Below are 14908 nucleotides of genomic sequence, written 5' to 3' on the forward strand. Positions count from 1 at the left end.
ATGTCAAACTTTTGGTTCTATTTTATAATGGTGGTGGTAATTCTCCATTTTGTGATAGGCTTCGGATATTTAATTTATAAACTATCACCTAGAAAGAGTGATAAGAAAAAAAATGAATCTGAAGAAGATAATAATGCACCCTGAATTTTTTTTATAAACCTACAATAGTTATATTATAGATTACTTTGTTATTATTCATTAACACAATGATAAAGCAATTTCAATTTCAAAAAATTAAATATATCATAAAAATTAAAAGAAGCCATCTACAATCACTTTGGCATTCGTATTTTTACCAAAATATTATAACATAATATATGTCTGTACAACCAAGATTACAACGATTCAATCAAAACGTATTGTCTAAATATCAAATTTACAATAGTATTTTTATGACATTGCCGTTTGATTCTATTACTAAGACGGGCGTTTTATTGCCCTTATTTCATGAAACCTGTAAAAACGGTTTTAAAAACGGTGAGAATCCCACTACAATTGTTGATACTTTTTTTAACAAATATCAAGCGAGACGAAATAAAGAAAGTCAAATTAATTTGTTATTTCGTTTTATTCAATATATCGAAAGACAGGTAGTATTGTTTGATGCCATCGAAGATGCGGCTTTTCCAGTTGTTCATAATATGGATGGTATTGGAACATTGCGAAATTTGAAAGAAAATGCCAGAGCAGAGAGTCAATTGGAGCAGTTGAGACAGTATTTAGAAGAGTTTAAGGTTCGTATCGTTTTAACAGCACATCCAACTCAGTTTTATCCTGGTAGTGTGTTGGGAATCATTACCGATTTAACAAAAGCTATAAAGGAAACTGACTTAACAGCCATTACCGATTTATTAGCTCAATTAGGTAAAACTGCTTTTTATAAAAAGAAAAAACCTACTCCTTATGACGAGGCTGTAAGTTTAATATGGTATTTAGAAAACGTGTTTTATTATTCTTTCGGTTCTATTTTCGACTATATTCAACAAAACATTTTTGAAAATAAAGATATTGATAACAACATCATTAATGTTGGTTTCTGGCCAGGAGGCGATAGAGACGGAAACCCTTTTGTAACCCCTGAAATTACAAGAAAAGTTGCAAACAGATTAAGAGAAACAATACTTAAAAATTATTATAGAGATATACGAAGAATAAAAAGAAAATTAACCTTTAATGGACTAGAGGAGCGTCTAGGAAAACTAGAGCGTCAATTATATAACAGTTTTGTTGAAGAAGGAGCCTCTCCGCAAATAAGTTTAGAAGCCTTTGTAGCGGAATTAAAAGATATTAAAACTCTAGTTGTTGAAGAACATCAATCATTGTACTTAAATGAAATAAACAGTTTGTTGAATAAAATAAAACTGTTTGGGTATCATTTTGCCATTTTAGATATTAGGCAGGATAGTCGTGTGCACGAAGGTGTTTTTAATACGTTAGTTGAAGGTTTAATCGCATCTAATAGTACTATTTTTCCTAAGGATTATTTTGAACTGACAGCAAAAGAGCAAGTGAAACTTTTATCTGAAGTAAAAGGTAGTGTTGATGTATCGGAATTAAAAGATGAAGAATTATTAAAGTCTTTTGAAACCATAAAAACGGTAAAGGAAATTCAACAGAATAATGGAGAACGAGCTGTGCATAGGTATATTATCAGTAATACACAGAGTACATTACATGTTATGCAATTGTTTGCAATGTTAAAATTGGCGGCATTTGGTGATGATGTAACGCTTGATATTGGTCCATTATTTGAAACGGTACCTGATTTGGAAATTGCCCATGAGGTTATGGAAGAATTGTATACCAATCCAGCATATGCTAAACATTTAAAAGAGCGTAAAAACAAACAATTGATTATGCTCGGTTTTTCTGATGGAACCAAAGATGGTGGTTATTTAATGGCCAACTGGGCTATTTTTAAAGCCAAAGAACGTTTAACAGAAGTTTCTAGGAAATATAATATTGATGTTATTTTCTTTGATGGTAGAGGTGGGCCACCAGCTAGAGGTGGAGGTAAAACACATCAGTTTTATGCATCACTCGGACCAACAATTGAAGCCAAACAAGTACAATTAACTATTCAAGGGCAGACCATTAGTTCTAATTTTGGAACTTTAGATTCGTCGCAATACAATTTAGAGCAATTAATTAGTTCTGGTATTTACAACAAATTGGAAACCAATTTGGCTATGACAGAAGAGGATAGAGTAGTGATGGAAGAAATGGCAAACATCAGTTATAAAAAATATGTTGATTTTAAGAATCACCCTATGTTTGTACCCTATTTAGAACGTATGAGTACGCTTAAATACTATGCAAAAACAAATATTGGTAGTAGACCGAGTAAAAGAGGAAAATCGGACACGTTAAAATTTGAAGATTTAAGAGCCATTCCTTTTGTAGGTTCATGGAGTCAGTTAAAACAAAATGTTCCAGGTTTTTACGGTGTAGGAACTGCTATTAAACAATATGAAGACAGAGGTGAGTTTGATAAGGTAGAAGCCTTGTACAAAAATTCAAAATTCTTTAAAACATTAGTAGAAAATAGTATGATGTCCTTGTCAAAATCCTTTTTTGATTTGACAAAGTATATGTCAGAAGATGCTGAGTTTGGACCTTTTTGGGATATCATTCATGAAGAATATCAAACTTCTAAAAGATTATTGTTAAAACTTACAGGTTCAAAGGCGTTAATGGATAATCAGCCTGCTGGTAAAGCTTCTATTGATATTCGAGAATCTATTGTATTACCATTATTGACCATACAACAATATGCTTTAAAAAAGATTCAAGAATTAGAAAAAGAAGATCCAAAAGATAAGGAGAAGATTAAGGTTTATGAAAAACTGGTAACACGTTCTTTATTTGGAAATATTAATGCGGCTAGGAATTCGGCATAATAGTATTTCTTCATTTATAACCATAAAATTTAAGACCACACAAGTTTTCTAAACTTGTGTGGTCTTTACAGTTTGTTTAATGTGAATAAAAGTTTTATTTCGTGCTTTTGACCTTTACTATTTTTTTATGGAATACCCGTAAGCCAATTGGAGTGGGATAAAAGGTAATCCAAATACCAAAGAGGAGCACTAATCCTCCTAGAACCATTTGAAGAGTTATTTCCTCATTTAAAAACAACCATGCCAATATAGAGGCTAGAATAGCTTGTCCTAATAAACTTACAGATACTCGAGTGGCACGCATATTTTGAGTAGCATAACTAATAAGTAACCATGCTAATAGTTGACAAATAATGGCCATGGCAATAAGAATTAACCAGCTGGTGTTAGAAAATCCAATGACAGGTTCGTTCATAAAGAAACTAACTATGCCTAAATAAATTGCAGCTGAAGTAATACTTATGGTCATAAAACGCCATATGTCTATTTGATTTAATACATTTTTACTAATAAGCATGTAAAAGGCATATAATACCCCTGAAAGTACGCCAAAAGCAAAAGCACGATCAAAATCTAAATTTCTAAATACATGAATGCCAACTAATAGTATCATACCTATTATGGCAACAACAGTACCTATCCAAAAATTTCTTTTAGGTTTATCTTTTAAGAAGAAGAACGCTCCAATACCTACCCAAACAGGAGATAGGTTCGTAAGCAAAGAAGCCTGTGTAGCCGTTGAATCTATAATAGAAATATTCCAAACTGTAACATCTGAAGCGAAGATAACACCGCAAAGAACACTCAGCAGGGTTACTTTTAACGAAGGGAATTTAAATTTTTTAAATAGCAAAACATATGGTATAATTAAAACGCACGAAAATGCCATTCGGTAGAAGGCTGAAACTACTCCAGATACCAAACTTAATTTTACTAATACAGGGAAAATACTGATACAGATTATCCCTATTGCTAATGCTATTCTTGGTGTATTCATAAGAAATGAAAAGATGCAAAAGTAGTATAATTTGTAAAATGGAAACTAAAAAAATAATTAATTAGAAGAGAAGATTTCTAAGCCCTCAAAACCCCGATAGTTCAAGGTGAAAAACAGTGAGGTCTAATTATTTATTTGTGTAATTTCAATTGAATTCTTTTTCTAGGCACATCTACTTCCAGAACTTTTACGATAATTTGTTGATGTAAACTTACATGTTCGCTGACATCTTTTACAAAGGAGTCAGATAAGTTAGAAACATGGATAAGTCCACTTTCTTTGATGCCAATATCTACAAAACAGCCAAAATTGGTAATGTTATTGACAATTCCAGGTAATAACTGCCCTTCTTTTACGTCAGTGATGGTTTTAATATTCTGATTAAACGTGAATACTTTAGCTTTTTCACGAGGGTCTAATCCTGGTTTTTCTAATTCTGAAACAATATCCGTTAGCGTGGGTAATCCTATAGTTTGGTTAACGTATTTTTTAAGATCAATTTTCTTCAAAAGATCAGAATTTCCAATTAAATCTTCTACATCCTTTTTTACATCGTTGGCCATGTTTTTTACAATAGCATAACTTTCTGGATGTACAGCAGAATCGTCTAACGAGTTTTTAGCGTTTTTAATTCGTAAAAACCCAGCCCCTTGCTCAAATGCTTTATCCCCCAAACGGGCAACTTTTTTTATTTGACTTCTTGAGGTAAATGCACCATTTTCTTCTCGATATGTCACTATGTTTTCTGCCAATTTAGGACCGATACCAGAAACATAACTCAATAATGATTCACTGGCTGTATTAATGTTTACACCAATAGTGTTTACACAGCTCTCCACCACAGTATCTAAGCTTTGTTGCAATTTTGATTGATCAACATCGTGTTGGTATTGCCCTACACCAATAGATTTAGCATCAATTTTTACCAATTCAGCTAAAGGATCAGATAACCTTCTGCCAATAGAAACGGCACCACGTACGGTAACATCATAATTAGGAAATTCATCTCTGGCAATTTTAGATGCTGAATATATTGAGGCACCAGCTTCGCTTACCACAAATACTTCTATGTCTTTATTAAATCGTATTTTTCTGATGAGGTGTTCTGTTTCTCGAGATGCAGTTCCATTACCAATAGCAATGGCTTCAATTTTATAAGCATCTACCAAAGAACTTATCTTTTTAATGGCTCCTATGTTGTCATTTTGTGGAGCATGTGGATAAATGGTCTCATTATGTGCCAATCCGCCTTGTGCGTTAAGGCAAACCACTTTACAGCCAGATCTAAACCCCGGATCAATAGCCAATATATTTTTTTCACCTAAAGGAGCACCCAACAGTAATTGTTTGAGGTTTTTAGCAAAAACGAGAATGGCACTCTCATCCGCTTTTTCTTTAGATAAACTTAATATTTCATTAGATAGAGCAGGAAACAATAAGCGTTTATACGCATCTTGAATTGCGATTATAATTTGATTGGCAGCTTCTCCATTAGAACGGACAACACGGTTTTCGATATTGTATAAAGCCTTATCATTATCAATCTCTATTTTTACACGAATAAAACCTTCATTTTCAGCTCTTAAAATTGCTAATAAACGGTGTGATGGACATCTGCTTAAACTTTCTGACCAATCGAAATAATCTCTAAATTTTTGAGCTTTTTCATCTTCTTTTTTACTTCCAATAACCTTTGTTGTAATTTGGGAAAATCGCTCTAATTGTTTACGGATACTATTTCTGATGTCAGTACGTTCATTAATCCACTCGGAAATGATATGTCTAGCACCTTCTAAACCCTCTTCAACTGATGTTATTTCATTATTTAGGTATTTATATGCAATTGAATCTAGATCATGAGTGTTCTGACTCATTATAATCTTTGCCAACGGTTCTAAGCCATTTTTTCGAGCTGTTTCAGCCTTAGTTTTACGTTTCTTCTTATAGGGTAAATAAAGATCTTCTAGTGTGGTTAAGTCGGTGGTTGCTTCAATTTTCTGTTTGAGTTCAGTAGTTAAAACACCTTGTTCTTCCAATGACTTTAGAATAGAAAGTTTACGTTTTGCTAATGTTTCAAATTGTTCTTTGTATTTGACAATATCACCAATTTGAACTTCATCTAAGTTCCCCGTTGCTTCTTTACGATACCGAGATATAAACGGAATGGTACAATCTTGATTTAATAATTCAATAGTGTTTTGTATTCCTCTATCGGGAAGGTTGGTAAAAGATCTTATGTAGTTGAGTAATTGCATTGCTTAAATTGAAGATGCAATATAAAAACTATCTCGCAGAAATATAGATTAAAATAGAAGTTATGCTACCTTTTTATGTAAATCAAAACAAGGACATTTTTTACAACGTTTTTGTTCGCCTTTTTTGAATTTTTTACAGCAATCACTTTTTACTTTATCAGGTATAAGACCCAATTTCTGTAACTTTTTAATTGCTTTTTTTTTCTTTTTTTTACCCAAAATTATTCAGATCATAAAATAACACTACAAATATAGTTATTTTTATTAAATCTAAATAAGTACAATAATGTAGAATTGAAAAATTAATCCTTGAACAAGGCTAACGTGTATTCTTCTTTTGGCCAAGGAGAGTAATTCCCCAGAATATAATAATCTTTAAACCTGAAAAGTGACTTCCCTTTTGATGACAAGTTATTTTCATCTTCATAATCTTTTATTTTGTCAAAGGCATTTTTTTCTATTTCACCTTTTATGTGATTAAAATTATCATCAAAAAGCCCTTTAAACTGTATGGATTTAGTTCGAGAATAAGAATTGTACGCAAACATAGCTGGGTTAAAAAAAACAGTAACTGCACCAAATGTAGCCATTGGTAGCCGCATACCCATCGGCATCATCATCATGCCACCGCCTGAGCTAACTTCTTTCTTACCACCGATAGAAATTTCATATGTATCGTTATGTTTAAAAACAGAAATACCAATATTACCATTGGTTATTTTTCTTAGAAATTTTCTCGTTTTTTCGAGTTCTCTGTAACTATCAAATTCCCCTCCAACCTGAATTATGGGTGTGTTTTTAAAAGATATAACCTCATCAACAGTAGTATTGTATTCTTTTATTAAATTACCTGTTTCAAAATTATAAATAGAAAAATTAAATTTTTTCTTAGTAGCGGCTACCATATAAATGTTGTCACCATTAATGAAGGTGTTGGTTTCTTTTAAATGAGTCTCTTTAAATGGTTTGTCAAATTCAATAACTTGGTAAGCAAACGAATCTAAGCTTAATGTTACAACTTTTGTGAAATCTTCATTTTCATCAAATGAGAATATAATTTCCGAACCTCGTTTATACATTTTTGTTTTTTCAGAGGTAATTTCAATTGCATTTGGATTTATTTCTTCAATTTTATTTATATCCACTAATTTTTTTAAGCCATAACTACCGTCGGCAGATATTGTCAAAAGGTTATAGAGTGATTCTTTTTCCTCGAAATCTTGTGATAAATCGATTTCTTTTTTTACAAAATGAGAACCTTTTTCGAAGACATAAACGTTCAATTTTGAAGTACGTCTGACAATAGTTAAGATGTAGAATTTATTATTGTATTCAACAGTTTGAATAAACTTTTCGTCTTTTAATTCTAAAGGTATTTCAGCTACATTAGAATTGTCGTTTTCATAAGAAAATAATAAGGAAGCAAATTTATCTCTTCTCTTATTGGTCATGAAAATTGTATAATTCCCGTTATAGATGCTACTGCCAATAATTGTTTTATATTTTCGACTCCGTTTGTCGGAAACTATTTCATCAATTATTTTAAAATTACTATCAAATAAATAACCATATGCTTGCTTGGCATCTGTAATAAATAGTGAAGTTTCTTGATTTTGTTCATTTACTATTGGAATGACTTCTTTAATATGTGCTTTTGAAGTTTTTAAATAATTATTAAATGTTATTATTTCTTCTTGAGCAAATGAAGAAAAACTTATAGTTAAGGCATAAATAAAAAGTATTACTTTTTTCATAAACAGTTCATTCTAATAAAAATAGGCCACTTTAAATTTTGCTAACGGAGCCATTTTCGCTTTGTTCAAAGTCATCGTTTCTCCATTAAGCGAATAATTATCAGCAGTATTTAGTACTTCTAAAAACTGTTTTTCAGTTTCCATATTTGGACAATACATTTTGGTGGCTCCTAGTTGTGAAAAAACAATTTGATTCCCTTCTTTAAGTTCGAAAGTCCCAAAAAAGCGATTACAACCCGCATTACCATAAATTTTGTTTTCTTCTTCAGGCCTTAAAATTAAATAAGGTTGTTTACCTTTTTTCTTGTCAAAGTCTACTTTTTGGCCATTCAGTTCAACCAATTTCCAATGTCTGTCTGTAAGTTGTGAATTTTGTTTGTTGAAAATATAATATTGAGCTAATCCCGAAGCGTCGGGATCTGTAATTTTATTACCGTTTTCATCTAATTTCCAAATCCTATTTTCACCAACAAAATACTGTTCTGTTTTTTGATTTTTCAATGTGATTATTTGCCCTGATGTACTCCAAGAAAAAGAACCTTTGTCTTCAAAAACAGTATCTTTTTTACCTAAGTATTTTGATTTTTTAACAAAAGTTAAGTCATTATTTAATTTAAGAACGGTTTGAATCCCTTCACAATCAGCACATGGTAATGTAGCTTGATAGGTGCCATTCCAATCTAAGGAATTCATACTACTATGCATATCAATAACTGTTTCTTCTACTTTTTCTTCACTTATTTTTTTCTTTGTACTGCACGCAGACAAAATAATTGCAAGTGTAATTAGAGTTAACTTTATCGTTTTCATAATCATTATTTATGAGATCCGCCCACCATTTACAATCTTAGCATCTGGCTCTACAAATGCTAATTTTCCGTCGGGAGTATCGCACATTAATATCATTCCTTGACTTTCTACACCACGAATAGTACGTGGAGCCAAATTGGTTAATACAGTAACCTGCTTTCCGATAATGTCTTCTGGGCTAAAACTTTGAGCAATGCCAGAAACGATGGTTCTAACATCTATACCCACATCAACTTTTAACTGTAATAATTTTTTCGTTTTAGCTACCTTTACGGCTTCTAAAATCGTACCAATTCTAATGTCTAGTTTGGTGAAATCATCAAACTCAATGGTTTCCTTTAGAGGTTCAACTCCCGATGCTTCAGGATTGTTTTCCAGTTTGTTGGCTTTCTTTGAAGCCGCTAACTTGTCTAACTGAACTTGAATTTCAACATCTTCAATTTTGGCAAATAACAATTCGGCTTTGTTTATTTGATGGCCTGGTTTTAGTAAAACATTTTCTTTTGACACATTTCCCCATAACATCTCACTTGAATTAACGCCGAGCATGTCTTTTAGTTTGTTAGAAGTAAATGGTAAAAAGGGCTCACTCAAAATTGAAAGTGCCGTCGCTATTTGAAGTGCTACAAACATTATCGTTTTTACGCGTTCTTCATCTTGCTTTATAACTTTCCAAGGTTCTTCATCGGCCAAATATTTATTACCCATTCTGGCAAGATTCATTAACTCGTTTTGAGCCTCTCTGAATCTGTATCTTTCAATAGATTTTGAAATAATTTGAGGATATTTTTTTAATAGCATCAAGGTGTCTTCATCTACTTCGCTAAATGCATTCGGACTTGGTACAATACCGTCGTAGTATTTATGAGTTAATACTGCGACACGATTTATAAAATTCCCAAAAATGGCAACTAACTCATTATTGTTTCTTGCTTGAAAATCTTTCCAAGTAAAGTCATTATCTTTAGTTTCAGGTGCATTTGCAGTTAGTGTATAACGCAACACATCTTGTTTGCCAGGAAAATCTTCTAAATATTCGTGCAACCAAACCGCCCAGTTTTTAGATGTGGAAAGTTTATTTCCTTCCAAATTTAAAAACTCATTTGCGGGTACGTTTTCAGGTAAAATATAAGAGCCTTCCGCCTTAAGCATACTCGGAAAAATAATACAGTGAAAAACGATATTATCTTTACCTATAAAATGTAATAATTTGGTGTCTTCATCTTTCCAATACGGTTCCCAATCCTTACCGGTACGTTCTGCCCATTCTTTTGTGGAAGAAATATAACCAATAGGAGCATCAAACCAAACATAAAGCACTTTGCCTTCACCACCTTCAACAGGTACAGGGATTCCCCAATCTAAATCACGAGTTACCGCTCTTGGTCTTAAACCATCATCTAACCAAGATTTTACTTGTCCCAATACATTAGGTTTCCAGTCATTAGCATGCCCTTCAACTATCCAAGTTCTTAACCAATCTTGGTATTGATCTAAAGGTAAAAACCAGTGTTTGGTTTCTTTTAACGTAGGTGTGTTTCCAGTAATAGCTGATTTCGGATTGATTAAATCAGTAGCATTATGGCTTGTACCACAATTTTCACATTGATCGCCATAACTTTCTTCAAAACCACATTTGGGACACGTACCAACAACAAATCGATCTGCTAAAAACTGATTGGCTTCCGCGTCGTATAATTGTTCGTTGGTTTCTTCTATAAACTTACCGTCTTCATATAATTTTTTAAAAAATTCAGAAGCAGTATCGTGATGTATTTTTGCGGTAGTACGCGAATAATTATCAAATGAAATTCCAAATTCGGCAAATGATTTTTTAATCATTTCATGGTATTTGTCAACCACTTGTTGAGGCGAAATTCCTTCTTTTTTCGCTTTTATAGTAATGGGTACGCCATGCTCATCAGAACCGCATATATAAAGCACATCGCTACCTTGTAAACGTTGATAACGGGCATAAATATCTGCAGGTACATAAACCCCTGCTAAATGCCCAATATGTACGGGTCCATTTGTGTAGGGTAATGCTGCAGTAATAGTATATCTTTTCGGTGTGTTCATTCCTCAATTTTAGTAGAGCAAAAGTAAGAAAAAGCACTCATAACACTAGTTATATTTAGCATTTTATATACTTTTACACAAAACCCCATCAATTATAATTATCATGAATAAAATTTTTAGCGTTTTCTTATTATTTATCTCAATAACGCTTTTAGCACAGAATGAAAGTAATACTTCATTGATTAAACCACCTACTTTACAAAAAGGTGATCTAGTAATGATTGTAGCTCCGGCAGGTATTGTTAGAGATTCTGTTGGCGTTAAAAATGGGATTGACTTGTTAAAAAAGTGGGGACTGAAAGTGAAATTAGGTAAGAACTTATTCAATCAACATTTTAGATTTGCCGGTACTGATGAAGAACGCTTGGCTGATTTTCAAGAAGCCTTAGATGATGATAATGTGAAAGCCATTTGGTGTGCTAGAGGTGGTTATGGAGCCATTCGGATTTTAGATGATCTTGATTTTACAAAGTTTAAGCAAAACCCTAAGTGGATTATTGGTTTTTCTGATATAACGGCCTTTCATAATGAAGTGCACATTATGGGTATTGAAACGATGCATGGTATAATGCCATTAACCTATAAACCGGATAGTAAAGAACAGCGACAAGCCTTAAAGTCGTTGAAGAGGGCATTTTTTGGTAAAAAAGTTAAATATAGAATAGCCGAATCTGATTATAACCGTGAAGGTGATGCCGAAGGAGAAGTTATTGGCGGAAACTTGTCATTGGTTTATAGTATGTTAGGTTCAAAATCACAGATAGATCCGAAAGGTAAAATATTATTTTTAGAGGAAGTTGGTGAAGCCTTGTATCATATTGATAGGATGATGATTAGTTTAAAAAGAGCGGGCTATTTTGAAAACTGTAAAGGGCTTATTATTGGTGGAATGTCCGATCGAAAAACCGATGCTTCGGAATTTGGAATGACTTATGAAGAAATAATTTTAGATGCTGTAAAAGAATATGATTTCCCAGTAGCATTTGATTTCCCTGCAGGTCATATTACGGATAACCGTACCTTGATTCTAGGAAGAAAAATTGAAATGAAAGTTAAAGGAAGTAAGACGGTTGTAAAGTTTGATAAATAGAAAAATCTCCTCCCTAACCCTCTCCAAAAGGAAGGGCATTTGAGGGTGAAACACTTTTTTTAAACTTACAATTCCTGAATAATCTATATCATTTTAAACTTATAAATTATGGCTGAGCATAACGAATTAGGAAAAAAAGGGGAGGAGTTGGCCATTGCGTTTTTAAAAAAAAATGGATATAGAATTCGCGATATCAATTATAGATATCTAAAAGCAGAAATAGATATCATAGCACAAAAAGATGCTATTTTAGCCATAGTTGAGGTTAAAACACGTTCAACAAGAGATTTTGGACTTCCACAAGACTTTGTAAACCAAAAGAAAATAAAGCTGTTAGTTATGGCTGCTGACCATTACGTTGTTTCTAAAGATTTAGATGTAAATGTACGGTTTGATATTATTGCGATAATAAACGATAATGGCAAATTTGAAATTGAGCATTTAGAAGATGCCTTTTATCATTTTTAAATAATAGAATATAATTAATTCCTCCCCTTTTTTCAAGGGGAGGTGCCGATAGGTGGAGGGGTTTAATTTTTTCCCTCAAAAAACGCCTTTACATCCTCAATAGTATCAGGTTTTGCCAAAATGTTTTTGTTAGCATCTAATATGAAATAAGAAGGAGTAGAGGTTACACCGTATTCTTGAGCAAATTCATTTTTCCATTTGTGTGCTCCATACACATTTATAAACGAAGGGTAGTTTAAAATTAATTTTTGCCAGATCGGTTTACTAGTTTCTTCTTCCATACCGACCGCTATAACTTTTATTTTTGTGTTTCCCTTTAAATAGTCGTTTAGAACAGGAATTTCTTTCAGGCAATGTCCACATTGTGAACTCCAAAAAACTACGATGTAGGTATCACTTTCTGATAACTTATAGAGGTTGTTCTTTACATTGTTAATAGTCCAATTAATATTTGGTGCTTTATTACCAATGGCTGTTTTAATTTTAACTTCAACATCTTTTTTAAAGTCTAAATCTTGATAACTAGCAGGTAGTTTATTGTAATAATTCTCTAGTATAAATTGAACTATAGGTACATTTTGCTGTTGTGTGAAGTTATATAATAGAACTTCTTCAATATCTTTCGCTAAGCGATAGTTCGTTCCAATTTTTGTAACTACCGTTGTAATCGCTTCTTTTTTAAGCTGATTGTTAACTTGATAGTCATCAGAGGCATTCAAGTAAAAAATATAGTCGTTTATTTTGTCGGTTATAAAAGTTGAACCCAACAAGGTTTCATTATTAAAATCAACAGTATCGAAAAAATGTGTTTTTGTACTTTTAAGATAATCATTTGGTTTTTCAATAGGTTGCGATGCGTTATAACGCCCACTTGCTTTTATGAAATGATATGCAAGTTTTCCTTTTGATTGTTTTTCTGATTGCTCTTGTGTTTTGACTAAATCGGCATGTTTTTTCTGATATAAAGTGTTGAGTTTAGGTTTATTTTGAGTGCTAAAATAGGCCACTTGTAGCGAGTCTAAAGTGTATTGAATTCCAGCAGATTTATTCAAATAAGAATAATACAATTTATTTTCTTCCGAACTTGTAAATTGAATTTCGTGGTTTGGGTTTTCAGGGTTAAATGTAAAAGCAATGTCTTCGTTATTATAAATAACATCAATAAAAAGCTGATTTTGTAAATCGTACACTAGACGGTAAATACCTACATTTAATGTGTCGGATAATGTAAAGGAAAATGCTCCTTCTTTGATGTCAGCATTAGCAATATAGTTTTGTTTTGCTCCTTGCATGTGGTATAAAATCATCCATTCATAATCGCCAGCAGGTTGCATTTTACCGGTAATAGTATGTTGGGCATAACCAAAAGTAGTTGCTAAAAAAAATAAAAGTATAAGTTTCTTAATCATAATATATTTTATAAAAACGTCAGTTCGAGTGCCACGCTTTTCGCGTGGTGTATCGAGAACTAGTCAAAAATCAAACCAAAGATAACTATTCTACCATAAATGTTATAGGTAAAGTATAATTAATAGAAACAGGTCTGTTTCTTTGCGTGGCGGGTTTAAGTTGAGGTAATTCGTTTATAATTCTTTGAATTTCTTCTTTAAGTTTAAGATGAGGAGCAAGGACTTTTAATTCTTGAACTTTCCCATTTTTATCAATCTTAAAAGTGGCTATAATTCTATGTTTTCCTTCTTTTAAATTTAAATTGCTAGTTAAATTGGCGTCAAATTTAGAAAGCACAAACTCATTTATTTTTTTAGTAAACTCTTCTTTCTTTTCATAACTTGTTTTTGCTCTTGACCCTTTAAATGTAGGTGGTGATTCTTCGATCAAACCAAAAACCAAAGGTTCAATAAAGACGTCACCAGTAATTTCTGTAATTTCAATGATCTCTACACTGTCTTGGCTCTTGCAAACTAAACTATCTTTTTCTATAATTTTTACTGGTTCTACGGCTTCTGGAAGTCTCAAGACTGTTAAACCAGGTGTAACAAGTGGTGGTGGAGGAATCGGTGGTAATATTGATGGTTTTTCTATTAAAGTATCTTTTTTCTTTTCAAGAATACTATCTACTTTGGTATTTGCTCCTAATGAATCAATTTTCTCATGGATTGATATCTCAGAATTGGCAATACTATCCAACACAATTACCTGATTTATCTTCTGCTTTTTACCATCATTGTTACAACTCATCAACGTTGCACCCATGGTTATCAATAAAGCTAATAAAAACATTCTTGAATAAGATCTTTGTTGAAATAAGACTTGCTCTGGAATCTCTATAATAATGCTGTCCAATTGTTTTTGTTGAAAGCGACCACATACCTTTTTACCTTGATTTTCAATAAAGAAAGATTGTATTTCAGTTACAGACTTTTTGGTAAAATCAACCACCGTTTTTGCACAAGAATTGCAAAATTTACCTTGTTGATTTGGGGTCATTTCATGCCAATCTTCATGGCACGGTTTCGGAATAGAAATGTGGAGCTGCTTCTTCATGGCTGATACTTTATATAGAAGTATCAAAATTTGTACCGAAAAAAAAGTAA

10 protein-coding genes are annotated in these 14908 nt (G+C 32.4%); 3 read left to right on the top strand and 7 right to left on the bottom strand.

The window, feature by feature from the left end; translation table 11 throughout:
- Positions 1-317: 317 nt before the first annotated feature.
- Positions 318-2900, top strand: a complete 2583-nt coding sequence (locus tag JBL43_RS17850; RefSeq protein WP_198842752.1) for a phosphoenolpyruvate carboxylase — start codon at positions 318-320, stop codon at positions 2898-2900.
- A 94-nt stretch (positions 2901-2994) separates the two neighbouring features.
- On the opposite strand, the gene JBL43_RS17855 is transcribed toward JBL43_RS17850, so the two are convergent.
- The 5 genes from JBL43_RS17855 to metG form a co-directional block, all read right to left on the bottom strand.
- Positions 2995-3897: a DMT family transporter gene (locus JBL43_RS17855; RefSeq protein ID WP_198842753.1), complete on the bottom strand. Its 903-nt coding sequence runs from the start codon at positions 3895-3897 to the stop codon at positions 2995-2997.
- A 131-nt stretch (positions 3898-4028) separates the two neighbouring features.
- Positions 4029-6152: a Tex family protein gene (locus JBL43_RS17860; RefSeq protein WP_198842754.1), complete on the bottom strand. Its 2124-nt coding sequence runs from the start codon at positions 6150-6152 to the stop codon at positions 4029-4031.
- A gap of 302 nt (positions 6153-6454) precedes the next feature.
- Positions 6455-7906 (bottom strand): hypothetical protein, encoded by a 1452-nt coding sequence (locus JBL43_RS17865; protein ID WP_198842755.1) that lies wholly within the window; start codon positions 7904-7906, stop codon positions 6455-6457.
- 12 nt (positions 7907-7918) lie between these two features.
- Positions 7919-8716 carry a copper resistance protein NlpE N-terminal domain-containing protein gene (locus JBL43_RS17870; RefSeq protein ID WP_198842756.1) on the bottom strand — a complete coding sequence of 266 codons (798 nt, stop codon included), beginning with the start codon at positions 8714-8716 and terminating at the stop codon, positions 7919-7921.
- A 9-nt stretch (positions 8717-8725) separates the two neighbouring features.
- Complete coding sequence (gene metG / locus JBL43_RS17875; protein WP_198842757.1) at positions 8726-10795, bottom strand: methionine--tRNA ligase; 2070 nt, start codon at positions 10793-10795, stop codon at positions 8726-8728.
- A gap of 103 nt (positions 10796-10898) precedes the next feature.
- On the opposite strand from metG, the gene JBL43_RS17880 reads away from it, so the two are divergent.
- Both JBL43_RS17880 and JBL43_RS17885 read left to right on the top strand, forming a co-directional pair.
- The gene (locus tag JBL43_RS17880; protein WP_198842758.1) at positions 10899-11885 is read left to right on the top strand and encodes a S66 peptidase family protein; all 987 of its coding nucleotides are present in this window, start codon (positions 10899-10901) and stop codon (positions 11883-11885) included.
- 108 nt (positions 11886-11993) lie between these two features.
- A complete protein-coding gene (locus tag JBL43_RS17885) occupies positions 11994-12353 on the top strand; it encodes a YraN family protein (RefSeq protein WP_198842759.1) in 360 nt (119 codons plus the stop codon).
- 62 nt (positions 12354-12415) lie between these two features.
- On the opposite strand, the gene JBL43_RS17890 is transcribed toward JBL43_RS17885, so the two are convergent.
- Both JBL43_RS17890 and JBL43_RS17895 read right to left on the bottom strand, forming a co-directional pair.
- Positions 12416-13762, bottom strand: a complete 1347-nt coding sequence (locus tag JBL43_RS17890) for a TlpA disulfide reductase family protein (RefSeq protein WP_198842760.1) — start codon at positions 13760-13762, stop codon at positions 12416-12418.
- Between the two features lie 85 nt (positions 13763-13847).
- Positions 13848-14858, bottom strand: coding sequence for an energy transducer TonB (locus JBL43_RS17895; RefSeq protein ID WP_198842761.1), 1011 nt, complete (start codon positions 14856-14858; stop codon positions 13848-13850).
- Between the last annotated feature and the right edge of the window lie 50 nt (positions 14859-14908).

The organism is Aureibaculum flavum, from assembly GCF_016406085.1.
GTDB classification, from domain to species: Bacteria; Bacteroidota; Bacteroidia; order Flavobacteriales; family Flavobacteriaceae; genus Aureibaculum; species Aureibaculum flavum.

Coding starts and splice junctions, on each gene's coding strand:
- JBL43_RS17870 (WP_198842756.1), bottom strand. CDS start 8,716: ATGAAAACGATAAAGTTAACTCTAATTACACTTGCAATTATTTTGTCT.
- JBL43_RS17855 (WP_198842753.1), bottom strand. CDS start 3,897: ATGAATACACCAAGAATAGCATTAGCAATAGGGATAATCTGTATCAGT.
- JBL43_RS17885 (WP_198842759.1), top strand. CDS start 11,994: ATGGCTGAGCATAACGAATTAGGAAAAAAAGGGGAGGAGTTGGCCATT.
- metG (WP_198842757.1), bottom strand. CDS start 10,795: ATGAACACACCGAAAAGATATACTATTACTGCAGCATTACCCTACACA.
- JBL43_RS17880 (WP_198842758.1), top strand. CDS start 10,899: ATGAATAAAATTTTTAGCGTTTTCTTATTATTTATCTCAATAACGCTT.
- JBL43_RS17890 (WP_198842760.1), bottom strand. CDS start 13,762: ATGATTAAGAAACTTATACTTTTATTTTTTTTAGCAACTACTTTTGGT.
- JBL43_RS17895 (WP_198842761.1), bottom strand. CDS start 14,858: ATGAAGAAGCAGCTCCACATTTCTATTCCGAAACCGTGCCATGAAGAT.
- JBL43_RS17865 (WP_198842755.1), bottom strand. CDS start 7,906: ATGAAAAAAGTAATACTTTTTATTTATGCCTTAACTATAAGTTTTTCT.
- JBL43_RS17850 (WP_198842752.1), top strand. CDS start 318: ATGTCTGTACAACCAAGATTACAACGATTCAATCAAAACGTATTGTCT.
- JBL43_RS17860 (WP_198842754.1), bottom strand. CDS start 6,152: ATGCAATTACTCAACTACATAAGATCTTTTACCAACCTTCCCGATAGA.